23 protein-coding genes are annotated in these 21,523 nt (G+C 65.3%); 18 read left to right on the top strand and 5 right to left on the bottom strand.

All coding sequences use genetic code 11. The features are described 5' to 3' along the window. Window positions 1-4: 4 nt before the first annotated feature. From lysA to K1X41_RS05320, 4 genes are all read left to right on the top strand, one after another. The gene (gene lysA / locus K1X41_RS05335; protein WP_133615876.1) at window positions 5-1,303 is read left to right on the top strand and encodes a diaminopimelate decarboxylase; all 1,299 of its coding nucleotides are present in this window, start codon (window positions 5-7) and stop codon (window positions 1,301-1,303) included. 93 nt (window positions 1,304-1,396) lie between these two features. Next, window positions 1,397-2,323, top strand: a complete 927-nt coding sequence (locus tag K1X41_RS05330) for an ABC transporter substrate-binding protein (protein ID WP_220175493.1) — start codon at window positions 1,397-1,399, stop codon at window positions 2,321-2,323. An 8-nt stretch (window positions 2,324-2,331) separates the two neighbouring features. Continuing rightward, entirely contained in the window at window positions 2,332-3,303 is a 972-nt protein-coding gene (locus K1X41_RS05325; protein WP_133615880.1) for an amino acid ABC transporter permease, read from the top strand. Further along, window positions 3,287-4,063 (top strand): amino acid ABC transporter ATP-binding protein, encoded by a 777-nt coding sequence (locus K1X41_RS05320; protein ID WP_132204403.1) that lies wholly within the window; start codon window positions 3,287-3,289, stop codon window positions 4,061-4,063. Before K1X41_RS05325 ends, K1X41_RS05320 begins: the two co-directional genes overlap by 17 nt. 145 nt (window positions 4,064-4,208) lie before the next feature. Here K1X41_RS05320 and mgrA read toward each other — a convergent pair whose 3' ends face one another. After that, the gene (gene mgrA, locus K1X41_RS05315) at window positions 4,209-5,249 is read right to left on the bottom strand and encodes an L-glyceraldehyde 3-phosphate reductase (RefSeq protein WP_220175492.1); all 1,041 of its coding nucleotides are present in this window, start codon (window positions 5,247-5,249) and stop codon (window positions 4,209-4,211) included. 78 nt (window positions 5,250-5,327) lie between these two features. Here mgrA and K1X41_RS05310 point away from each other — a divergent pair, with 78 nt between their 5' ends. After that, complete coding sequence (locus K1X41_RS05310) at window positions 5,328-5,951, top strand: mismatch-specific DNA-glycosylase (RefSeq protein ID WP_220175491.1); 624 nt, start codon at window positions 5,328-5,330, stop codon at window positions 5,949-5,951. Window positions 5,952-6,340: 389 nt separating this feature from the next. Here the strand turns inward: K1X41_RS05310 and K1X41_RS05305 are convergent, their stop codons facing one another. Next, window positions 6,341-6,607 (bottom strand): DUF7218 family protein, encoded by a 267-nt coding sequence (locus tag K1X41_RS05305; protein WP_220175490.1) that lies wholly within the window; start codon window positions 6,605-6,607, stop codon window positions 6,341-6,343. 134 nt (window positions 6,608-6,741) lie between these two features. Further along, window positions 6,742-7,869 (bottom strand): carboxylate-amine ligase, encoded by a 1,128-nt coding sequence (locus K1X41_RS05300; RefSeq protein ID WP_220175489.1) that lies wholly within the window; start codon window positions 7,867-7,869, stop codon window positions 6,742-6,744. A 430-nt stretch (window positions 7,870-8,299) separates the two neighbouring features. Here K1X41_RS05300 and K1X41_RS05295 point away from each other — a divergent pair, with 430 nt between their 5' ends. From K1X41_RS05295 to K1X41_RS05240, 12 genes are all read left to right on the top strand, one after another. After that, window positions 8,300-8,773 carry an Asp23/Gls24 family envelope stress response protein gene (locus K1X41_RS05295; RefSeq protein ID WP_132204413.1) on the top strand — a complete coding sequence of 158 codons (474 nt, stop codon included), beginning with the start codon at window positions 8,300-8,302 and terminating at the stop codon, window positions 8,771-8,773. Beyond that, complete coding sequence (locus K1X41_RS05290) at window positions 8,770-8,961, top strand: DUF2273 domain-containing protein (RefSeq protein WP_132204415.1); 192 nt, start codon at window positions 8,770-8,772, stop codon at window positions 8,959-8,961. The genes K1X41_RS05295 and K1X41_RS05290 overlap by 4 nt, the downstream gene beginning before the upstream one ends. Next, window positions 8,958-9,305, top strand: coding sequence for a hypothetical protein (locus tag K1X41_RS05285; RefSeq protein ID WP_133615888.1), 348 nt, complete (start codon window positions 8,958-8,960; stop codon window positions 9,303-9,305). Before K1X41_RS05290 ends, K1X41_RS05285 begins: the two co-directional genes overlap by 4 nt. After that, window positions 9,302-9,859, top strand: a complete 558-nt coding sequence (locus K1X41_RS05280) for a hypothetical protein (protein WP_220175488.1) — start codon at window positions 9,302-9,304, stop codon at window positions 9,857-9,859. Before K1X41_RS05285 ends, K1X41_RS05280 begins: the two co-directional genes overlap by 4 nt. Continuing rightward, entirely contained in the window at window positions 9,856-10,470 is a 615-nt protein-coding gene (locus K1X41_RS05275; protein WP_220175487.1) for a hypothetical protein, read from the top strand. The genes K1X41_RS05280 and K1X41_RS05275 overlap by 4 nt, the downstream gene beginning before the upstream one ends. 107 nt (window positions 10,471-10,577) lie before the next feature. Continuing rightward, on the top strand, window positions 10,578-11,144 hold the full coding sequence (locus K1X41_RS05270; RefSeq protein ID WP_133615893.1) for an RNA polymerase sigma factor: 567 nt from the start codon (window positions 10,578-10,580) through the stop codon (window positions 11,142-11,144). Next, window positions 11,141-11,764, top strand: coding sequence for an Asp23/Gls24 family envelope stress response protein (locus K1X41_RS05265; RefSeq protein ID WP_133615894.1), 624 nt, complete (start codon window positions 11,141-11,143; stop codon window positions 11,762-11,764). Before K1X41_RS05270 ends, K1X41_RS05265 begins: the two co-directional genes overlap by 4 nt. Further along, on the top strand, window positions 11,761-12,156 hold the full coding sequence (locus tag K1X41_RS05260; protein ID WP_133615897.1) for a hypothetical protein: 396 nt from the start codon (window positions 11,761-11,763) through the stop codon (window positions 12,154-12,156). Before K1X41_RS05265 ends, K1X41_RS05260 begins: the two co-directional genes overlap by 4 nt. A 37-nt stretch (window positions 12,157-12,193) precedes the next feature. Further along, window positions 12,194-12,757 carry an NADPH-dependent FMN reductase gene (locus tag K1X41_RS05255; protein WP_133615899.1) on the top strand — a complete coding sequence of 188 codons (564 nt, stop codon included), beginning with the start codon at window positions 12,194-12,196 and terminating at the stop codon, window positions 12,755-12,757. Between the two features lie 262 nt (window positions 12,758-13,019). Further along, complete coding sequence (locus K1X41_RS05250) at window positions 13,020-13,982, top strand: heavy-metal-associated domain-containing protein (protein WP_220175486.1); 963 nt, start codon at window positions 13,020-13,022, stop codon at window positions 13,980-13,982. Between the two features lie 50 nt (window positions 13,983-14,032). Then, the gene (locus K1X41_RS05245; RefSeq protein WP_220175485.1) at window positions 14,033-16,294 is read left to right on the top strand and encodes a heavy metal translocating P-type ATPase; all 2,262 of its coding nucleotides are present in this window, start codon (window positions 14,033-14,035) and stop codon (window positions 16,292-16,294) included. Between the two features lie 62 nt (window positions 16,295-16,356). Further along, the gene (locus K1X41_RS05240; RefSeq protein ID WP_220175484.1) at window positions 16,357-16,641 is read left to right on the top strand and encodes a YHS domain-containing protein; all 285 of its coding nucleotides are present in this window, start codon (window positions 16,357-16,359) and stop codon (window positions 16,639-16,641) included. 123 nt (window positions 16,642-16,764) lie between these two features. Here K1X41_RS05240 and K1X41_RS05235 read toward each other — a convergent pair whose 3' ends face one another. Together K1X41_RS05235 and K1X41_RS05230 are read right to left on the bottom strand one after the other, a co-directional pair. Beyond that, entirely contained in the window at window positions 16,765-18,420 is a 1,656-nt protein-coding gene (locus K1X41_RS05235; RefSeq protein ID WP_220175483.1) for an ABC-F family ATP-binding cassette domain-containing protein, read from the bottom strand. A gap of 501 nt (window positions 18,421-18,921) precedes the next feature. After that, window positions 18,922-20,352, bottom strand: coding sequence for an MFS transporter (locus K1X41_RS05230; RefSeq protein WP_220175482.1), 1,431 nt, complete (start codon window positions 20,350-20,352; stop codon window positions 18,922-18,924). Window positions 20,353-20,565: 213 nt separating this feature from the next. Here K1X41_RS05230 and K1X41_RS05225 point away from each other — a divergent pair, with 213 nt between their 5' ends. Further along, entirely contained in the window at window positions 20,566-21,408 is an 843-nt protein-coding gene (locus K1X41_RS05225) for a helix-turn-helix transcriptional regulator (protein WP_133615911.1), read from the top strand. Window positions 21,409-21,523: the final 115 nt, after the last annotated feature.

The raw sequence follows: 21,523 nt of genomic DNA, 5'->3' as shown, positions 1-21,523 counted from the left end.
CGACGTGACAGCAAGCGGGTTCTACGATCCACGGTTTGAGCGGATCTTCCCATCGAACGCCGCCGTGCGCGCCGATGGCGTTCTCGAGGTCGGAGGCTGCTCAGTCCCCGCCCTCACCGAGGAGTTCGGCACCCCGCTGTACGTGATCGATGAGCAGGGCTTGCGAGATCGCATGCGTGCGTATCGCGAGGGCCTTGCCGCGCGCTGGCCGAACAGCCAGGTCGCGTTTGCTTCGAAGTCGTTCCCGGTGCTTGCGGCATACGCGATCGCCGCGTCGGAGGGGCTCGCGATCGATGTCGCTGGGGCAGGCGAACTTCTGCTCGCGCTCGAGTCTGGTGCCCCACCCGAGCTGATTCACTTGCACGGCAACGCAAAGAGTCACGAGGAGCTCGTTCTCGCGGTCGATGCGGGAATCGGCGCAATTGTGCTTGACGGCGAGGCCGACGTGCAGCGGCTCGATGCGCTGCTGACACGGCCGCAAGACGTGCTCGTGCGGATTATCCCAGGCGTTGACCCGCGTGTACCGAAGGCCATTTCGACGGGCGGCGCAACGTCGAAGTTTGGTCTCCCCATCCCGCAGGCCAAAGAGCTGATCGCACGCCTCGCGGCGCACCCGTTCATCAACGTGGTCGGGCTCCATCTCCACATCGGATCCCAGGTGCTCGAAGTTGAGCCATTTGAACGCGCGGTCGAGGCCGTACGCGAACTCGGCGAATTCCCCGTCTACAACATCGGCGGTGGCCTCGGAGTGAACTACAACGTGCGGCACAATGCGCCCACCCTCGACGAGTACCTCGATGGCATCACGGCGGCAGCCAGCCGCGTGCTCCCGAAGGGCAGCCGGCTCATTATCGAGCCGGGCCGCTCGCTCGTGGCACGCAGCGGGATGACGGCCTATCGGGTGAACAACGTCAAGCGCACCGGGGCAACGTTCGTTGCCGTTGACGGCGGGTTGGCCGACCAGCTGAATGTGGCGCTGATGAACATGGAGTTCACCCCCATCGTCGCGGATCGCGCGAGTACGCAGCCGGACACGACCGCGCAACTCGTCGGACGCCAGTGTGAGTCGGGTGACCTCCTCGTAGACCAGGCTGCACTCGCCGCACCTGCCCCAGGCGATACGATCGTCCTCGCCGCCACCGGCGCCTACGGGTACACCCTCTCGAATAACTACAACGGTGCACTGAAGCCTGCCGTCGTGTTCTGCCGGAACGGCGAGAGCCGACTGGCCGTGCGGCGCCAGACGTATGCGGAATTCCTCGGACATCACGTCGGCCCATCAGAGGAGTCTTGGGCGTCATAGCGCCGATTCACGCCTCCAGACCGCCCCGGCCTCAGCGACCCACTTATTTCATTCACCATCACATCCACTATTCCCCAAGGAAGAGGAACCACCATGAAGAAGATTGTTCAGATCTCCGCGGCGGCGACGCTCGCCGCACTGCTGGGACTCACAGCGTGCTCGAGCGGCGATGCGGCAGCACCGGCTGACAAGCCGGCCGAGCAGCTCACCTCCGGCGTTGACGACGCAGCGGCAGCCGCGTTGCCCGCTTCGATCCGCGAGGCAGGCGTCATTCGCGCCGCCGCCGGGATTCCCTACCCGCCGTTCATTCTCCTCGACGGAGAGACGCAGAGTGGGCTTGATCCCGATCTCGCGCAGGCACTCGGCGAGAAGCTCGGTGTCGAGTTCAAGATCTCGCACCAGGCGTTTGAAACCGTGATCCCCTCGCTCCAGGCGAAGAAGTTCGACATCATCATGTCGGGGATGAACGACACTGTCGAGCGCGAAGGCACCCTCAACTTTATCGAGGAGATCTACGCTGGGTTCACGATCGTTGTGAAAGCTGGGAACCCCGAGGGCATCACGACTCTGGAAGACCTCTGCGGCCACCCCGTCGCCGTGCAGAAAGCGAGCGCGCAGCTCGGTCTGCTCGAAGAACTCGCCGATACCTGCAAGTCGAGCGGGAAGGGCGAACTGACGATCCAGCAGCTGCCAACGGCACAAGATCCCCAGACGGCGCTGAAAGCCGGCCGCGTGGTCGCCTACCCGGTCGACGCACCCGTCGCCGCCTACACCGTTGCCACTGCTGGCGATGGCAAGGATTTCGAGATGATCGAGGATCCTGAGTTCCCGGCTGGCATCAACCCCGTCTACACGGGCATTGGCACGCTCAAGGAAAACACGGAGCTGACCGAGGCGCTGCGGCTCGCGCTGCAGGCTCTTATCGAAGAGGGCGTCTACCAGGACATTCTCGACAAGCACAACCTCGGCAGCTTTGCGACCGAAGAGGCGATCGTCAACGGCGCCTCCACGGAGGGATAGAACCACTTATGAGTACCTCAACTGTGACGGCGCCGGAGCAGGATCGGAGCTTCGACATTGAAGCTCTCCCGCTCCGGCGACCGGGGCGGTGGATCTGGGCCATCGCGCTCATTCTCTTCGCCGCCTGGTTTGTCCAGGCACTCTGGACGAACAAGAACATCGATTACGCCGTTGTCGGGCAGTACATGTTCAACCCTGAGATCGTCTCGGGCGTGGGAACGACGCTCCTGATCACCGCCATCGCAATGATCATCTCGACGGTGCTCGCCGTCGTCCTTGCGGCGATGCGCCTCTCGGGGAACCCCGTCGCAGTCGTGTTCTCGTCGTTCTACGTCTGGGTGTTCCGCGGTACCCCGCTGCTCGTGCAGATTGTCATCTGGGGCTACTTCGGCCTGATCTTTGAACAGATCTCCGTGGGAATCCCGTTCACCGACATCGTCTTCTGGCAGGTGGACACGAACGTTCTCCTCACCGCGTTTGTCGCAGGCATTATCGCGCTGACGCTCAACGAAGCGGCGTACTCCGCCGAGATCGTACGTTCGGGAATGCTGTCGGTCGACTCTGGCCAGAAGGAAGCCGCCGCGTCACTCGGGATGAGCCCGCTCGCGACGTTCGTGCGGATCCTGCTTCCGCAGGCGATGCGCGTCATCATCCCGCCGCTCGGCAACGAGTTGATCTCCATGATCAAGAACACGTCGCTGCTCTCGCTGATCGCGGTGATGGAGGTCTATACGCGGGCGACGCAGATCTCGGCGCAGAACCTCAAGCAGGTGGAGCTGCTCATCGTCGTGAGCATCTGGTACCTCCTGATCGTCTCCATTCTGTCGATCCCTCAGTTCTACCTTGAGCGGTACTTCGGGCGCGGGGTGGAGCGCAACGCTCCCACTTCGACGCTGCAGAAGGCGAAGCAAATGACGGGCGCGATCGCGGTGCAGTTCCAGGGCAAAAAGAAGGGAGCTCGCAATGACCGAGCTCAGTGATACCGCACTCGTTCAGCTCCGCGGAGTGCGCAAGCACTTCGGCAGCCTTGAAGTGCTGAAGGGCATCTCGATGGACGTGCAGGCCGGCGAGGTGTCGGTGCTCCTCGGGCCTTCCGGATCCGGCAAGTCGACGCTGCTACGGTGCATCAACCATTTGGAAACAATCGACGGAGGCCGAATCACGGTCGACGGAGAGGTCGTTGGCTACCGCGACCACGGCGACCGACTGCGCGAGATGCACCCGCGTGAGGTCGCGAAGCAGCGGCGCTCGATCGGCATGGTCTTCCAGCGTTTCAACCTGTTCCCGCACAAAACCGCGATCGAGAACATCATCGAAGCCCCGATGGTCGTGTCTCGGCTGAGCCGCTCGGACGCGATTGCGGAGGCGCGGCAGCTGCTACGCCGGGTAGGCCTCGAAGCGTGGGCTGATCACTATCCTTCGCAGCTCTCAGGTGGACAGCAGCAGCGGATCGCAATCGCGCGTGCGCTCGCGATGAAGCCGAAGCTGATGCTCTTTGATGAGCCGACCTCTGCGCTGGACCCGGAGCTCGTGGGTGAGGTGCTCGACGTGATGAAGGAACTCGCACATGAGGGAATGACGATGATCGTGGTGACTCACGAAATCGGCTTCGCTCGTGAGGTCGCGGATCAGGTGGTCTTCATGGACGGCGGTGTCGTCGTGGAAAGTGGCGCACCCGTCGATCTCATCGACAATCCGCAGCACGCCCGCACGCAGGGCTTCCTGCACAGCGTGCTGTAGCCGGCGCCCGATGCCTCCGGATTGCAGGCGTGGGGGAGTGCCGCGCCGGAGGGAACGGGGTCGTCGCAGCGACCGCAGGTGGGTGTTCGGAGACGGGGCGGGCTGCGGCGTTCGCGGGCGCGAGGGCGCGAGGGCGCTGCGCGTGCTACCGCTGGGTACTGGTGCGAGCGCCGCGCCAGATGTCGATGCCGCGATCGACAGCATGCAGATCGATCGCGGTGAGCTCTTCGTCCGAGAACGCGAGAGTGTTGAGCGCATCGAGGCTGTCGTCCAGTTGCTCCGGACGGCTCGCGCCAATCACGAGCGACGTCATCCGCTCGTCACGAAGCGCCCACGCCAACGCCATCTGAGCAAGCGATTGGCCACGCGACTGGGCGATCTCGTTGAGCGCACGCAGATGGCCCAGCGTCGTATCGTCCAGCATTTCGGCGGAAAGTGACTTGCCCTGGGTGGCCCGCGAGCCGCTGGGGATGCCTGCTAGGTAGGTGTCGGTGAGGAGGCCCTGAGCGAGTGCGCTGAACCCGATCACCCCGAATCCCTCTGCCGCCGCGACATCGAGCAGCCCCTCAGTTTCGATCCAGCGGTTCAGCATCGAGTAGGACGGCTGGTGAATCAGGAGCGGAGTGCCGAGATCGTTCAGAATGGCAGCCGCGCGTCGCGCATCATCTGGGCTGTACGACGAGATGCCGACGTAGAGCGCCTTGCCTGAGCGCACGATCTGATCCAGAGCCCCCAGCGTTTCCTCGAGCGGCGTCTCCGGATCTGGGCGGTGGGAGTAGAAGATATCGACGTAGTCAAGGCCGAGGCGGCTGAGTGACTGGTCGAGGCTCGCGATGAGGTACTTGCGGCTGCCCCCTACGCCACCGTAGGGCCCGGGCCACATGTCCCAGCCCGCCTTCGTTGAAACCACGAGCTCATCGCGGTGCTTCGCGAAGTCACTGCGCAAGATCTCCCCGAAATGGGTCTCGGCGGACCCGGGAGGTGGCCCGTAATTGTTCGCGAGATCGAAATGCGTCACGCCGCGGTCAAACGCGCGGCGCACGATCGCGCGCTGCCGATCCATGGGCACGTCTTCCCCAAAGTTGTGCCACAGGCCGAGAGATATGAGCGGGAGCTTCAGACCCGAATGGCCGACCCTGCGGTACTGCATCTCGTCGTAGCGGGAGGGTGCGGGGGAATAGCTCATCGGGATCCAATCGTTGTGCGCGGGAGGTGCTCCTGGTGCACCAGAATACGGGTCAGGCACCGAGAGTAGGCTTTGCGGATGACCGAACGTCGACCGTCACCGCTGGGTGGACGCAAGCCCACCCGCCAAGACCTGCCGCGATTTGCGAGTGCGAACGCGGACGCGCTCGACGATGTGCTCCCGGACCCTGCAGCGGGCCAGATGCGATTGCTCATCGTCGGGGTAAACCCGGGGCTCTGGACCGCTGCGGTCAACGCCCCGTTTGCGCGCCCGGGGAACCGATTCTGGCCGGCGTTGCACCGAGCAGGACTGACCGAGTGGCTCATTGATGCGTCTGCCGGGCTGCAGGCCGCTGATGAGCGTCATCTCGCTGAGCAGAAGATCGGCATCACCAATCTCGTGGGTCGCGCGACCGTTCGCGCAGACGAACTCACCAAGGATGAGCTCAGAACGGGAGCTGAACGCTTGGTGGAGCGGGTCGCACAGCTCCGTCCGCGCACTGTGGCGATCGCTGGAATCACCGCCTATCGCGTGGCTTTTCAGCAGCCGAAGGCGGTGCTTGGCGAGCAGCCAAGCGAGGCGTTGTCTGGCTGGCCAGCATCGACCGGCCTCTGGGTCGTGCCTCAGCCGAGCGGGCTGAACGCGCATGAGAACATCGCGACACTTGCCGAGAAGTGGCGCGCGGTCTGGCAGTGTTCGTAAGGGAGCACATACACCTGAGGTGAGCATCCTCACGAGCTCGTCCGGTCGGCCCGATCGGGCACTGGCACCGGCGCTGACACGGGCATGGCACGGGTCCGAATACGGGCGAGTTCACGGAGCCCCACGAACCGGGCACGGATCTCAGTGAGGCTGCGATCGACGGTCAACACCGTCGCCTCGACACCGTCACCTTGGCACCGTTGCCTTGACGTCGACCTCCGCACACCGGCCGAGGACCCGGGCTGGGTGTCCCTCGAACGCTGGTGCATGGCCTCCTTCGGGGCAGTCAGAGCGGACCGGTGTCTGATTCGTGGGGCTCGGGAAACACTGCCCGTCCGTCCGCTGGGCCGCGGGCGCTGCACCGGCCGGCGGGTGCAGCGCCCGCGGCACTAGTGCTCGCGGAGCATGCGAATGAGCTCAGCTTTCCGCGCGTTTGAGTACCTGGAGAGGCCGAGTTCTTTGGCCCGCTGTTTCAGCTCTCGTACGGTGCGATCCTCGTAGTCTTCCGCGTTCCCTCCGCGTCGGCCAACTGTCCCCCGTCCTTCGCGCGCCGCCGCATTCGAGATCCGGGCGGCTTTCTCCTCTGAGGCACCCTCTGCGCGCAGTCGATCGTAGAGTTCGGGATCTTTCAACTGCGGGGTCGTGCTGTGTGGCATAGTGCGGTACTCCTCTTCTTCTGGTGGTAGTGGTGGGATCGCGAGTGGGGCGGTGGAGTTGATGCGAGCGCGTGCGTGTGTGGCGGAGCGGTTCGCAGCGCGTGGTGAGACCATTCCCGCCCAATCGGGGACGTTCACCACCCGTCGTCGTGATGGCTCGCCCGGTAGAGTCTGGACAGCCCGGGGATTCCCTCATGCTCGAACGTGCGTCGTTGAACATCGGCCGGAGTGCCAGCGACACGAAGATGATCCAGGTACTGTCCAACCTGCTCAGCGTCTCCTGTCCGTGCAAGGGCCGGTTCGATCACAGTGAAGAGCTCGTCAATCCACTCGGAGGAGGCGATCTCCTGGCAGGGCTGCGGGTCGACGAGCACGCGCTGCAGCCCGTCTCGCGCTGCCGTCCACATCGACAGGTTCACCTCTTCGGCGAGCAGCGCTGGGGGAGCTAGGGCAGCCGGATCTCCCGGTGTCTCCGGCTCGGCACTCAGCGTGTCGACCAGCGCGCGGACGATGAGCGCGAACCCCACCGAGTGGCTCGGCGCGAGCTGCGCGTCAGCCACACGCAACTCAATCGTGGGATACCGGGACGAGAGCCGCGCGGTCCAGCTCACGAGCCCGCGGTCGAGGATCAGCCCGGAGCGCAAGAGGCGATCGACGCGCATGTCATAGTCATCGGCCGAGGTGAAGTGCGCCGGGAACGTGTTGAGCGGCCAGGCACACCCGATCACATGCCGCCAACTCTGGAACCCAGTGTCCGCCCCATCCCAAAATGGAGAGTTGCTTGTCATCGCCAGGAGCAGCGGTGCCCAGCGTCCGAGTCCGTTGAGTGCGCGGATCCCCTCCACCCTGTCGTGAATCGAAACGTGAACGTGGAGACCATTGATGTAGTGGGACTGCGCGATTTTGCGCACATCGCTCGCGATCGCAAGATATCGCTCATTCGGAGTCACATGGCCGCGCTCTGCGTGGGCGGGCATGCGCGGAGGCGTGCCTGTCGCGGCGAGCACGAGTCCGTGTGCTTGGGCGAGTTTCGAAGCGCGCGTTCTCATCTTCCGGAGGGAATCCTCGGCCTCGGCAGCCGAGGAGCACGGTGGCGTGGCGGTCTCCACCTGGCTATCCAGAAACTCGTGCTCGACGGGAGTCCGCGTGGTCAGTTCGTTGATGAGTGCGGCGGCCGACCCCGGAACAGGTGTCCCGGCCTCTTCGTCGAGGAGCACAAACTCTTCTTCGATACCCAACATGCGAGGCTGCTCACTGCTCATATGCATCCCTTCGTCAACTCGGGACCCGGGTCTGGGTGTCTGCGGCGTCCGTTCGTGGGGGATCACGGTGTGCGACTACCGTAGGGTGCCGAAGTACGCGGCGGTATCCCCTTGTCCTGATGCCATGAATGGGGTAATTGAACTCGAACGGTTTCGCGCCAGAAGACGACGGGCCGGTGCGGCCAGCTGCACAGTTGCACCAGTGCGCAGCCGCATAGCCGCACAGCTGAACAGCCGCATAGTCGCATAGCCGCACAGCTGAACAGTCGCATAGCTGCACAACTGCATGGCTGTGCACCGCTGAAGTCAGCCACACTTCCGGTTCCACAACGTATTTGTGACGAATTCTCCGCGGCACCCGTCTCAGTAGTGTCGAAGGTTTCGGCGGCACCGCACCACAGCGTGCGGTGTACACACAAAGGAGTTCCTCATGGCGAATGTTTCGAGTGCCGCACCTCAGCCCAAGATCCAGACCGCACAGACCGCGCAGCCCGCAGCCACGGACCCGACCGCGCTGGGCGGGAAGACCACGATTGAGGACGGTGTCGTCGCGAAAATCGCTGGTATCGCCGCTCGTGAGGTGGCGGGCGTCTATGCGCTGGGTGGCGGAGCCGCTCGCGTCGTTGGCGCGATCCGAGACGTATTGAACACGACTGACCTGTCACAGGGCATCAGCGTCGAAGTCGGCGAGAAGCAGGTGGCGGTTGATGTGACGATCGTGGCCGAATATCCGGCAGCGCTGCAGCAGGTCGCTGGCGAAGTGCGCGCCGCCATCTATCGCGCAATGCAGCACCTGGTGGGCATGGAAGTGACCGAGGTCAACGTCACGGTCAACGACGTGCACATTCCGTCGGACGATGATGACGCAGCGGTTGCACAGACGCAGGAGGCGCGAGTCCTGTGAGCAGCGCAACGACCGGCGCCGCAGTCGGCGCGGTACTCGGACTGACCTGGATCATCTTCGGGTTCTGGGCGGCTGTCCTCATTGCGGTGCTGATGCTCATTGGCGCAACAGTCGGCCGGGTGATCGATGGACGGATCGATGTCCGCGCGCTGGCCGACGTCTTCCGCGGTAGGCGTTCGTCACTATGACGATCCAGAGTCCGACCGGGGTTGGTGCGTCGCTCCCTCCCGGGCTCACCGTACTGACGGGGCGGGCGCTCCATCACCTTGCCCTCGGTATTGTGCGTGACGCGGCCCGAGTGCCCGCTCGTGCGGTGACCGTGTCACTCTCGGATAATGGCGGAGCTTTGCGGGCCACCGTGGTGGTCCCAGTGACTCTGAACGGATCCGAACACACGACACTGCGTGATCACGGGACAGCGTTGCGGGAGGCGCTGATCCAGGGGATGGATCAACTCGCTGGGCGGGTGGTCGACACCGTAGACGTGCGCTTTGCAGGGGTGCACCGTGCGCCCACAAGGAGGGTCACATGAGCGTGAATGACACCGTGTACCGGCGCGTGCTGCGCCGGGAAACACATGCCGCGCGTACCGGCCCGGCCGTGAGCGTCGCTGTAGTGCTCGCTGTCGTGTTGACTGCGGCGATCGTGGTGATCGTCTGGGGCCTGGTGGATCAGGACTTCCGCGCAGCGACGTTCGGAGCCGTCGCCTCCGCTCGACCCCTTCCAGGGGTGCTGATTGGCATCGGCGTTGGTCTGCTGGTGCTCGCGGTGCTCCTCATCTTCGCCGCGATCGCACCGGGGCGCCGCAGCCGTCGCGCGCGCACGACGGACCGAGTCGGGCTCGTGCTCGACGACGGGGTATTGGCGGATAGCGCAGCGGCAAGAATTGCTGCCGCGAGCGGACTCTCCATGTCCCAAGTCTCGGTCACCGCCGGGAAGCGGGTGGTCACCGCAGTGGTCACCCCGACAAGTGGCGTGCAGATCGATGAGGAAGCGGTCCGCAAGGATGTGCTCGGTGCACTCAGCGATGCTGGCTTTGCGGCGTCAGCGCGCGTCAAGATCGCAGAACGTGGGGTGGTGTCGTGAACTCAACGAACCGGATCGTGAACCGCGTGTTGTTGCTCGTGGTGGGACTCGCGCTCGCCGCCGTCGGTGCTCTGGCAGTGCTTGTCAGTGCTGGTCCCGAGCGATTGAGCACGATACTCCCCGGCGCTCCCGAGTGGGTGCACAGCGCCCGCACGATGCTCGCGGACTGGGCCGCCGGAAAAGCAGACACGGAGCTGGGATCCACGGCAGCGCTCATCGCGGTCGGTGCCGCTGCCATAGTGGTGATCTTGCTGGTGGTGTTCATCGCGACTCGGGGCGGGGGACGCACCGCCACGGTGATGCGGGCCACGTCTGAAACCGGAGCCACGACAGTCGACCGCAGTGTTGCTGACGCGGTCATTGCGGGAACGCTGCGCGAGCGCCCGGACGTCCTCGCTGCCAGCACCAGCAGCTACCGTGTGCAGCGACAGCCAGCGATCAAACTGACGGTCACGATGCGTCAGGGGGCGCAGTTGCCGCGAGTGCTCAACGCGGTGGAAGACGCCGTGCGCGAGTGGGATGCACTGACCGGGGCTGAGCTGCCCGTGGTGGTGCACCTTGCTGGGCGCGGCTGGCTCGACCGGTGGCGATCGGTCACTCGTGTGCAGTAGCGCGCAACGATCTGCTGGCCCACAGCACGTGCCGCGCTCGCAATGTGCAGCAATAGCGGCAACAATGGCGGCAGACGATCACGAAGCATCGGCGAAAGGGACGGGGTATGTACCGTGACCCGATTTATGAGGCATTGGCAACGGCCGACGACAGTATTGTCGCTGGCCGTGCCGCCGATGGCGACACCGCCGCGTTTGCGGTGCTGGTGCGCAGGTACACCCCGATGATGCGGGCTTACGCCAGACAAATCCTCCCGGGCACTGCAGATATCGACGATGTGCTGCAGGATGTCTTTCTCACTGCGTGGCAGCGGCTGCCCGAACTGGAGGATCTGGCGCGGGTGAAGCCGTGGCTCATGCGCATTACTGGCAGGAAATCGGTCGATCGCATTCGGGCCGGGCGTCCGCAGGTGAATATCGATGACATCGAGCCGCGGGCGGCCGAACGTGCCGCGCCTGCGCGGATCGTGGAAGCCCGCATGGGTACCGCAGCGCTCAGCTCGGCGCTGCGGGAGCTTCCCGATGGGCAGCGCGCCTGTTGGGTGCTGCGCGAAATTGGCGAGTACTCCTACGACGAGATCGCTGAGGAGTTAGAGCTGCCGCTTTCGACGGTGCGCGGACTGCTTGCACGTGCCCGGAAGTTCCTGCTGATTCGAATGGAGGAGTGGCGATGAATGAGGCACACGGTTTCCCCGAGTTGCGTGGGGCACTGTTTGAGCCGGATAGCTTGGACGGCTTTACTCTTGAGCAGCTTTCCGAATATCTTGATGCCGGACGTACTCCAGCGGATCCCGCAATTGAGACGTCACCTGGCTGCCAGTTGGCGCTTGACGCGCTGGCCAATCTGCGCGAATTTCGCGCCGATCTGCTCGCTCGCGACACCGCAGCTGAGGCTCCAGCGGACGAAAGCTGGGTGCAGGGGGTGCTTGCCGGAATCGCACTCGATGCTCGGGCTGGCAGGCGTGTGCCGGTGTCCGCTTCCGACGCAGGGGTTGACCTCGGCATTACGGAGGGAGCGGTGCGGGGGCTGATCCGGGCTGCGGAGGCCCGCGTGCCTGGCGTATTGGTCGGGGGGTGCCGGCTTGACGGCGACGTCACCGCACACGGCGCTCCGACGCGCATCAACGTCGACGCGAGCGTCCGCTACGGTATCCCCATCCCTGCGGTGGTCGCCCAGCTGCGCTCAGAGATTGCGGGGCGACTTGCGACGCACACCGAGCTGAACATCTCGGGGATCGACATCACTATTCGAGACATCCAATGGCTCCCACGAGCTCTCGAGGAGGACCAGTGAATACGCAGGCAGACGTTGCACTTGCGGCACGCATTGAGGAGACAGTGCGCGCCGTGCCAGGGGTGGTCACCGTCTACCGGCCCGGCTCGTTAGCCGCCCGTGCGGTGGCGGCCGGGGCTGCGGCGCTCGCTGGCCTCGCAGATCCGAGCTCCCTCGTGCATGTCGAACGCACGGCCCAGGGGCTGCGCGTCGAGGCTGCCCTCGGGGTGCATGAGGCCGAAAGTGCCGTCTCCGCGATGCGTGACGCGAGCGCCGCGGTGCTCGCGCTGCTCTCTGCGCCTGAGCGTGCAGTGGCCGAGGTCGTGCTCACGGTGGTCCATGTGGAGACTCGGCTGGGAGGCGCGGGGGAGTCGGCCAGTGGCGCGGGTTTGCTCGCGCCCGAAATGAACTGAAGGTACTCGCTGTGAATTCGGAAAGGACTCTCGCTCCATGACTTCCTATAACGTCGGCTTCCTGGTCGGCAGTATCTCCTCCACCTCGATCAATCGTCGTCTCGCACAGGCGCTCGTGAAGCTTGCCCCGCAGGCTCAGCTCTCCCTCACAGAGATCCCGATTGCTGGGCTGCCGTTGTACTCGGCCGATCACGATGCTTCGATTCCGGCTGAGGCTGCCGACTTTAAACGTGCCATTGAAGGCGCGGACGGAATGGTGATCGTGTCACCTGAGTACAACCGCTCGGTGCCCGGAGTGCTCAAGAACGCACTGGACACGGCGAGCCGGCCGTGGGGGCAGAACAGTTTCGCTGGCACACCCACCGCGATCATCGGCACCTCGGCTGGGGCGCTCGCAACGGCAGCAGCTCAGCAGCATTTGCGCCTGATCCTCTCGTTCCTTGATGCGCCGACGATGATGCAACCCGAGGCCTATGTTCGCACCGTCGACGGGCTCATTGCCGAAGACGGTCGGGTGACGGATCCGTCGCTGGCAGAGTTTCTACTCACCTGGCTGCGCGCGGTGCACGCCCATATCGCGAAGCAGGGCGACGCCGGCTGAGCGTGACGTGCGGGGCGGCGCCCTCGCGTTCCTGCTGGGATGAATGCGACCCTCGTCACTATCGGCGAGGGTCGCATCTGTGTTGCATGGGCGCAGGGCATGGCATGCGCTGCGTCGTTCGCATCTGTGTGTTCAGCAGTTGCAAGATACCCCTAGGGGGTATACAGTTGCGGATGTACGCCCCACGAGGGGACACAGGCGCGATCGGAGGGCACCTCATGCACAGCAACGTAGTCGCAGGATCCCGGGTGGTGCTGGCCGCATGAATACCGGTGCGCGCCTCGGACTCTACGGAGCTGGGCTGGTGGTCGCCTTTGGCGGCGCCTTTGGAATCGCCGGTGCACTCGTCCCGGACAGCGTCGTAACGAATTGGACGGAGCAAGCCAACATGCAGGAGCACTCAGAATCAGGTGGCGCGGCTGCACACGAATCGACACCCGCCGCCGCACCCGCAGCGCTTCCCGGCCTCGCGATCAGCGCGGGTGGCTTCGTCCTCGCCGACGTGACGGCGCCAGCGCGCACGGGGGAGCAGGGCCAACTCAGCTTCCAGATCCAAGACGCCAGCGGTGCCGCTGTGACCGAGTTCACGACCGCGCACGAGAAGGGGCTGCACCTCATCGTCGCGCGGTCTGATGGCAGCGAGTTCCGCCACGTGCACCCGGTGCTCGACCACGCCACCGGCACGTGGACGACTCCGTGGGAGTGGGATGCAGCAGGCAGTTACCGCGTCTTCACCGACTTCACCTCGGCTGCTGGATCAGCGCTCACGCTGAGCAGCATCGTCCAGGTTGCAGGCGACTTCACTCCCGTCGCACCACAGCCGACCGCTGTCTCCGAGGTCGATGGCTTCACTGTCAGCCTCGACGGAGAACTCGCGGCCGGCACGAGCAGCGAGCTGGTCATCTCTGTCAGCCGCGGCGGTGAGCCCGTGACAAGCCTCGAACCGTACCTCGGCGCCTTCGGCCACCTCGTCGCACTGCGCGAGGGCGATCTCGCCTTCCTCCACGTGCACGCCGATGGCGCTGATCCGGCACCCGGCCAGACCGCTGGCCCAGAGATCGTGTTCTTCGCTGAAGCTCCCACCGCGGGGCGTTACCTGCTGTACCTGGATTTCCAAGTCGACGGCAAGGTACACACCGCCGAGTTCGTGCTCGATGCCCCGCATGCTGCGCCAGACGCGGCTCCCAGCGCGGCTCCGGACGCGTCACACGGCGACGCGCACTGATCCGGCACACCCATCACGCTGTGAACACCGTAGAGAACAGGAAGAATGAGATGAGTACCTCAGCACCGTCCACCGCCGGCCCGGGCGTCGAGCTCGAAATTGGCGGAATGACCTGTGCTTCCTGTGCGATGCGGATCGAGAAGAAGCTCAACAAGCTCGATGGCGTCACCGCAACTGTGAACTACGCGACTGAGAAGGCCAAGGTCACAGTGCCAGCTGGCTACGATCCCGAGTTGCTCATCGCCGAGGTCGAGAAGACCGGGTACACGGCGGCGCTCCCGAAGCCGAAGCGCGGGAAGCCGGAAGCGGACTCAGACGAGGGCGCAGATCCGGAGCTGACCTCGCTGCGTACACGCCTGATTGTGTCGATCATTCTCACCGTTCCAGTGATTGCGATGGCGATGATCCCCGCGCTCCAATTCACTTACTGGCAGTGGGCTTCGCTTGCCCTCGCGGCCCCGGTCATCCTCTGGGGTGCGTGGCCGTTCCACCAGGCTGCGTGGGTCAACCTCAAGCACGGCGCCGCCACGATGGACACACTGATTTCGATGGGAACATCGGCGGCGTTCCTGTGGTCGCTCTACGCGCTGTTCTTCGGAACTGCCGGGGTGCCCGGTATGACACACCCGTTCGAGTTCGCGCTTGCGCCGTCCGACGGCGCCGCCAACATCTACCTCGAGGTGGGCGCGGGCGTCACCATGTTTATCCTCGCCGGCCGCTACTTCGAGAAGCGCTCGAAGAAGCAGGCGGGGGCCGCGCTGCGCGCTCTGCTGGAGCTCGGTGCGAAAGAGGTCGCGGTGCTCCGCGGCGGGGTAGAGACCAAGATCCCGGTTGAGGATCTGAGCGTGGGCGACGAGTTCGTCGTGCGCCCAGGTGAGAAAATCGCCACAGACGGCATTGTGATCTCGGGCACCTCGGCGGTTGACGCTTCAATGCTTACGGGGGAGTCGATTCCGGTCGAGGTCGCCGAAGGGGATACCGTCACCGGCGCGACCACGAACGCTGGTGGGCGCCTGGTGGTCCGCGCCACGCGGATCGGATCGGACACCCAGCTCGCGCAGATGGCGAAGCTTGTCGAGGACGCCCAGACGGGTAAGGCTGAAGTGCAGCGGCTCGCGGATCGGATCTCCGGGGTCTTTGTGCCGATCGTGATCGTGATCGCCGCCGCAGCGCTGGGTGGTTGGCTCGGTGCCGGCTTCCCCGTCTCGGCGGCGTTCACCGCCGCTGTCGCGGTGCTCGTGATTGCGTGCCCGTGTGCCCTTGGCCTTGCGACGCCGACCGCGCTGCTTGTCGGAACGGGCCGCGGTGCGCAGATGGGCGTGCTCATCAAGGGGCCAGAAGTGCTCGAATCCACGCGCAAGGTCGACACGGTCGTGCTCGACAAGACCGGCACTGTGACCACCGGAAAGATGACGCTTGTCGATGTCGTGCTTGAGCCGGGCACCGATCGCGCTGAGTTGCTGCGCCTCGCCGGTGCGCTGGAAGACGCCTCGGAGCACCCGATCGCCCAGGCGATCGCGAAGGGCGCAACACAGGAGGTTGGCACACTCCGTGTGCCGGAGGACTTCGCGAACATCGAAGGCAAGGGCGTGCAGGGCGTTGTCGACGGCCACGCCGTACTGGTCGGCCGCGAGTCGCTGCTCGCCGAGTGGTCGCAACAGCTGAGTCCCGAACTCGTGGCCACGAAGGCTCGCGCCGAGGGGGAGGGCAAGACCGTCGTCGCCGTTGGCTGGGACGGGGAGGCGCGCGGGATCTTGATCGTGTCTGACACGGTGAAGGCAAGCAGCGCCGAGGCCATTGTGCAGCTCACGGCACTCGGGCTCACCCCCGTGCTCCTCACCGGGGACAACGCTGCGGTGGCGCGCCACATCGCGGCGGAGGTGGGGATCGACGAAGTCATCGCTGAGGTATTGCCGAAGGACAAGGTCGACGTGGTGAAGCGCCTGCAGGCCGAGGGCAAAGTCGTTGCGATGATCGGTGACGGCGTCAACGACGCACCAGCGCTCGCGCAGGCCGACCTCGGGCTCGCGATGGGCACCGGAGCCGACGTGGCCATTGAGGCCTCCGACATCACGCTCGTGCGCGGCGATCTGCGCAGCGCGGTCGACGCAATCCGGCTCTCACGCAAGACGCTCGGCACGATCAAGACGAACCTGTTCTGGGCTTTTGCCTACAACGTGGCGGCGATCCCCGTCGCGGCGCTCGGGATGCTCAACCCCATGCTCGCAGGTGCCGCCATGGCGCTCTCCAGCGTGTTCGTGGTCGGCAATAGCCTGCGGCTGCGCGGCTTCAAGTCTGTCGCGCAGCTGTAGCACGCAGGCACTCCAACGTCACCTCACTCTCGACCATGCACCATTGAAGGGAATACCCACTCATGACAACCGGAACCCAGGCAGGCGCGAGCTGCTGCAGCACCGCCTCAGCTCCTTCAGCCGCGAACCCGGCAGCTGTGACTGCTGGATCGAAGAACTTGCTCGCCGACGACAGTGCCGAGATGACCACCTGCCCCGTCATGGTGGGATCGGCGGTCACCAAGGCTACGGCTGTCGCCGCGGGCCTGTTCCGTGACTTCGAGGGTGAACGCTACTACTTCTGCTGCGCAGGCTGCGGCCCGGCATTCGACTCGGATCCTGCGAAGTACGCGGCCAACATGGCGTAATCCGGGCAGAGCCCCGGTCCGCGCACGGACCCCGCCGAGTGCACAGAACTTGCATTTCTTCCAGCTGGTTGAGTGCAAATACTGTGCACTCGGCGGGGTCTTGGGTTTCGTGCGGGGCTTGGGCTAGGGAAGTTCGAGCTGGTGGATCGGCCCTGCTGCAGCCGAGTGCTCGCGCCAGCGCCGGTCGTGGGTGACCGTGACCACGAGTCCGGGGAAGTCCTGCAGCGCTCGCTCCAACTCCTCAACGAGATCCGGCGCAAGATGGTTCGTCGGCTCGTCCAGAAAGAGTACGTCACAGGGGGCGGCCACTGCCACGGCCAGTTCGAGGCGCCGCCGCTGGCCGGTGGAGAGTGTGCCCACCCGCCGCTCGAAGTCTTCCGGAGGGAAGAGCCCCAGCGTGAACAGCCGCTCCGCAGCGTCGACGAGATGCTGCTGTGTCTGAGTCGCGAAGGATTCACACAGTGAGAGTTCGCCTGCTGCCGCGAGCTCCTGTCGCAGCCACGCGATTCGCAGCTCGGATCGGCGCCAGACATCGCCACGGGCCGGGTGGATCTCCCCTGCGAGCGTGCGCAGGAGCGTCGTCTTGCCTGCCCCATTTGGGCCGGAGATCAACCATCGTTCTCCTGCGCGCAATTCCAGCTCGCGGAGCTCCTGGCGCGGGCCGCCGTTCATCCCGAGCCGGAGGCCTTTCGCGCGGATGAGCAGTGGAGCCTCCTCGCTCTCGTGCTCCGGCACGATCATGGCGTCTGCACCTGGCTGAGCCCCCGTGAATTCAGGCGCGAAGCGCAGTGGTTCGCGCGGCGGCGGTGCGGGATTCGCGCGCAGCTGAGTGATCTGCTGCTTGGCCTGCCGGATCCGGCTCATCGCGCCGTGATCGCGGTTGCGCGCACGGAACGCTCCGTGGCCGAAGCCTGATTTCTCCTGCTTGCGCGGGATCGCCGCGAGGCGAAACGCATTGCCCGAGACGAGGTCCTCACTGCGTGCCAAGTCCTGAAGCCACGTCTCGTGTGCCGCGGCGATCCGGCGCTGTTCTGACTCGCGCGCGGTGAGATATCCGGCGTAGCCGTTGCCCGTGCGCCGCAGCCCGCCGCAGGCGAGGCTGACGATGTCAGCGGCGAAGTGGTCGAGGAACGCTCGGTCGTGGGTCACTGCGACCACAGCGCCGCGGTGCTGTGCGAGTCGCTGTTCGAGCCAGGTGATTCCGGCGTCGTCGAGGTCGTTTGTCGGTTCATCGAGCAGCAGCAGCTCTGCGCCTGAGGTGAGTGCTGCGGCCAAAGCGAGCCTGGCCCGCTCGCCGCCAGAGAGCGTATCCACCCGGCGACTGCGGGTGAGCCGCCCCAGCGAGAGCTGTTCAAGCGCGATGTCGAGCTGATGTTCGACGGCTTCGCCGCCACGGGCATCGCGGCGATCCACCGCGGTGGCGAGTGCTTCGAGTAGCCGTGGCTGCTCAGCGGGCAGGGCAGTGGTGAGACGGTCGGTGATCTCAACTATCGCGGCCTCCAGCGCGCGGATCTCGTGCAGGACCTGATCAATAGCTTCAGCCACCGTGGCTCCTGCGGCGAACTCCGGTCGTTGCTCGGCGAGTGCGAGACCGCCAGGGAGCACGACGTTACGCTCGCCCATGGAGAGCGGAATCGTCCCGGCGAGCACTCCGAGGAGCGTGGATTTACCCGCGGCGTTGTCGCCGAGTACCGCTATGCGGTCGGTGGGCCCGACGGTCAGGGAGAGATCGCTGAGGACAGTGCGGTCAGCGAAGCGCACGGTGCCGCTGCGAATCATACAGGCTCGGTGGCTGGGGGATCGGGCTGGTGCTGGGGTGGACTGTGGGTGAGATGTGCGGGTCATCGGATGACTCCTCTCCGCGAGCGCGGGCGAATCAGCCCTGCAATCGCGGCTCGTGCGCAGCTGGCGCACAGGTGTACGGGAACCTCGCGGACGCGGCGGAGCGCCGCCCGGTGCTGAGGACCCATCGCGGAGCGAACTCGACGCGATGTCCCGAACTAGTGAATCAGCGTACCCATACGCCCCAGCCTACCTCGCCGGTATCCCGCCCGCACCCCGTGCGCACCGCACCCCGTGCGCACGTCCCCCAGAATCGCGCCCGGGAATCGCGCCCGGGAATCGCGCCCGGCAATCGCGCCCTGGAATCGAGAGATCCCAGACGGCTGCCTCATTCTTTCTCGAAACAGCCGTCTGGGTTCCTGGTGGTGCGCTCGTGCGCTCGTGCGTGCACGGGGGCGCACGGGGCCCTGGGTGGACGCACCGCGCACTCCTCGCGAACTACGCCGAGATGGGCGTCTCTGCTGGCGCCGGTGCTGGGCTGGGCGTGCGCATTGCGACTGCCGTGATCACCGCGCCGATGAGTGCGAGTGCGCTGGCGCCGATGAAGGCGGCCGAGTAGCCCTGCGTGAGTTCCACAGCCGAGGGAGCCGCACCAGAGACGCCGTACACGATCGCGGTGAGCACGGCGAGGCCGAGCGCCGAGCCGATCTGGTAACTCGTGCTCACGAGGCCGGACGCGACGCCGGTCTCGGCAGGCGGCGCCGCATTGATCGCGGTGCCGAGCGACGGCACGAACGCGAGCGACATCCCGAGCGCCGCGAGCAGAGAGGCGGGCAGCACGTCAACGGCGTAGCTGCCGTCCGGCCGTACGAACGAGAGCCACAGGAGGCCAGCGGCCAGAATAAGTAGCCCGCTCACGATCAGGGCCTTCGCGCCGAATCGTGCCTGCAGGCGCGGGGCGACAGCGATCATGATGATCACCACGAGTCCGGTCATAGGCAGCAGGGCGGCGCCAGCGGCGAACGCACTCGCCCCGAGCACCTGCTGGAGGTACAGATTCAGGAAGAACCACATCGATACCCACGCGGCCCCGAGCATCAGTTGCGCGTTGTTCGCCGCTGCGAGCAGCGGGGCGCGAAGCAGTCCGAGTCGCAGCAGCGGGTTCTTGCTGCGCGCTTGAATGATGAAGAACACGATGAGCAGCGCAACGCCTCCCGCACTCACGCCAAGGGTCTGCGCGGTGAGCCACCCGACCTCCGGCGCATTGACCACGGCGTAAACAATTGCCGCAAGGCCGAGTGTTACCGTGAGCGCGCCGCCGATGTCGATCGAACCGGCTGCCTTCCGTGGAGTGCGGGGGAGCGCGGTCGCGGTGAACGCGAGCACGAACAGTGCGATCGGCACCGTCACATAGAACACCCACGGCCAGCTCACGTACTCGGTCAGCACGCCGCCAAGGAAGACACCGGCGCTGCCGCCGATTGGAGCGGCAGCGCCGTACACGGCGAACGCCTTCGGGAGGTCGGACGTGCCTCCGAACAGCATCATGAGCAGCGTGAGTGCGGCCGGCGCGATCAATGCGGATCCGGCACCCTGCACCACGCGGCCCGCGATCTCGAGGCCGACCGTCGAAGCGGCACCGGCCATCAACGAGCCGGCGATGAGGATCACCCACCCGAGGGCGAAGATCTTGCGCGCGCCAAACAGATCAGAAAGCCGACCGCCGAGGAGCAGCAGCCCTCCGAATGTCACCACGTAGGCGTTGAACACCCAAGACAACGACTCGGGCGTGAAGCCGAGTTCGCGTTGGATGTCGGGAAGAGCGACGCCGATGATCGACGTGTCCATGATGACAACGAATTGCGCCGTCGCGATGAGCACGAGGCCGAGCCATCGCTTCGCGGCGGATATGGGCTGAGGGGTGGACATGGGATTCCTCCTGAGTGGGACGCGTCGGATACCCGACTGGGGTATACGTTATACCCCTGGGGGGTATCAACCAAACACGCATTTCCGAATATGTCGGCGCGCAAGCTGCGTGAGTCTGCGCGCGCTCGGGTCCCGCAGTGGGGCTGGGGGTGTGATGAGGAGCCCGTGAAGCCCGTAGGGCCCGCTCCAGACCACTGCTACGCTATTCATCTGATGAATCTGTACCAGGAGGCCGACTGGGCCGCGAGCGGGGCATACCCCTCCGCAGTGCGCGAGCCATACCTCATGGGGACCGGGGTGGTTTCCGGTGACGAGGCGAGTGTGCGCCCGATCTCGCCGCCGCACAGTCACCCAGAGGCGATGCTTGCCTGGTGTTATCGCGGTGCAGTCGCTGTGCACCTTCAGGATGCAGTGCTGGGCCTGACGCCCGGGCAGGGCGTGTGGATCCCGGCCGGCGTGCCCCACACTGCGCGCCACGAACGTGACTCTGTCGGGTGCTATACCTACGTGCCTGACGCGGCACTTCAGGCTTCGCTCACCGACGTGACCCGAGTCGTGGTGCCCCGCGCCGTCCAGGAAATGCTGCTGCACCTGGGTATCAACGACATGGATACGGCGCTTCGGATTCGGATTCAGAGTGTGCTGATCGAGATGCTCCAGGTGTCATCTCCGGAAGTGGTGGAGCAGTGGGGTGATGTGCCATTGCCTGGCGATGAACGGGTGCGCACTCTTGTGGAGACGGTGCTTGCGGATCCGGGGGAGGGGCGCACTGCGCGCGAGCTTTTCGCCGCGCACGGCCTGCATGAGCGCACCGTGCTCAGGGTGTTCAACTCCGAGGTGGGCATGAATTTCCGGCAGTGGCGCACGGGGGTGCGGATGAGCTATGCCGCACGCCTGATCACTGACGGGACGCCGATCGGTGCGGCGGCTCATCGCTCCGGGTACGCAACGACGAGTGCGTTCTCCGCGGCGTTCAAGGAGCGCTTTGGGGTGAGCCCGCGCCAGCACGTGACGCGAGTGCGATCGGACTCCGCGCAGCGCTCGTACTGGCGCTAGCGCGACCGGGTGTCGAGTTCGCGACACAACTCGTCTGTTTCGCGACACCACGAGCTGGGTTCCGGATCTACGATCGATCTGTTAGGTGACCCTTTCCTACATCAGATGACTGCGT

Source organism: Leucobacter luti (assembly GCF_019464495.1).
Classification (GTDB): Bacteria; Actinomycetota; Actinomycetes; order Actinomycetales; family Microbacteriaceae; genus Leucobacter; species Leucobacter luti_A.
The sequence above is the reverse complement of the archived record's forward strand: the minus strand, read 5'-3'. Positions and strand labels throughout refer to the sequence as shown.

Excerpts from the sequence above, each read along its gene's own strand:
- K1X41_RS05285 (WP_133615888.1), top strand. The coding sequence starts at position 8,958 with ATGACGATCCAGAGTCCGACCGGGGTTGGTGCGTCGCTCCCTCCCGGG.
- K1X41_RS05235 (WP_220175483.1), bottom strand. The coding sequence starts at position 18,420 with ATGATTCGCAGCGGCACCGTGCGCTTCGCTGACCGCACTGTCCTCAGC.
- K1X41_RS05300 (WP_220175489.1), bottom strand. The coding sequence starts at position 7,869 with ATGAGCAGTGAGCAGCCTCGCATGTTGGGTATCGAAGAAGAGTTTGTG.
- K1X41_RS05320 (WP_132204403.1), top strand. The coding sequence starts at position 3,287 with ATGACCGAGCTCAGTGATACCGCACTCGTTCAGCTCCGCGGAGTGCGC.
- K1X41_RS05255 (WP_133615899.1), top strand. The coding sequence starts at position 12,194 with ATGACTTCCTATAACGTCGGCTTCCTGGTCGGCAGTATCTCCTCCACC.
- K1X41_RS05240 (WP_220175484.1), top strand. The coding sequence starts at position 16,357 with ATGACAACCGGAACCCAGGCAGGCGCGAGCTGCTGCAGCACCGCCTCA.
- K1X41_RS05325 (WP_133615880.1), top strand. The coding sequence starts at position 2,332 with ATGAGTACCTCAACTGTGACGGCGCCGGAGCAGGATCGGAGCTTCGAC.
- K1X41_RS05265 (WP_133615894.1), top strand. The coding sequence starts at position 11,141 with ATGAATGAGGCACACGGTTTCCCCGAGTTGCGTGGGGCACTGTTTGAG.
- mgrA (WP_220175492.1), bottom strand. The coding sequence starts at position 5,249 with ATGAGCTATTCCCCCGCACCCTCCCGCTACGACGAGATGCAGTACCGC.
- K1X41_RS05280 (WP_220175488.1), top strand. The coding sequence starts at position 9,302 with ATGAGCGTGAATGACACCGTGTACCGGCGCGTGCTGCGCCGGGAAACA.
- K1X41_RS05230 (WP_220175482.1), bottom strand. The coding sequence starts at position 20,352 with ATGTCCACCCCTCAGCCCATATCCGCCGCGAAGCGATGGCTCGGCCTC.
- K1X41_RS05295 (WP_132204413.1), top strand. The coding sequence starts at position 8,300 with ATGGCGAATGTTTCGAGTGCCGCACCTCAGCCCAAGATCCAGACCGCA.
- K1X41_RS05270 (WP_133615893.1), top strand. The coding sequence starts at position 10,578 with ATGTACCGTGACCCGATTTATGAGGCATTGGCAACGGCCGACGACAGT.
- K1X41_RS05305 (WP_220175490.1), bottom strand. The coding sequence starts at position 6,607 with ATGCCACACAGCACGACCCCGCAGTTGAAAGATCCCGAACTCTACGAT.
- K1X41_RS05330 (WP_220175493.1), top strand. The coding sequence starts at position 1,397 with ATGAAGAAGATTGTTCAGATCTCCGCGGCGGCGACGCTCGCCGCACTG.
- K1X41_RS05245 (WP_220175485.1), top strand. The coding sequence starts at position 14,033 with ATGAGTACCTCAGCACCGTCCACCGCCGGCCCGGGCGTCGAGCTCGAA.
- K1X41_RS05310 (WP_220175491.1), top strand. The coding sequence starts at position 5,328 with ATGACCGAACGTCGACCGTCACCGCTGGGTGGACGCAAGCCCACCCGC.
- K1X41_RS05250 (WP_220175486.1), top strand. The coding sequence starts at position 13,020 with ATGAATACCGGTGCGCGCCTCGGACTCTACGGAGCTGGGCTGGTGGTC.
- K1X41_RS05225 (WP_133615911.1), top strand. The coding sequence starts at position 20,566 with ATGAATCTGTACCAGGAGGCCGACTGGGCCGCGAGCGGGGCATACCCC.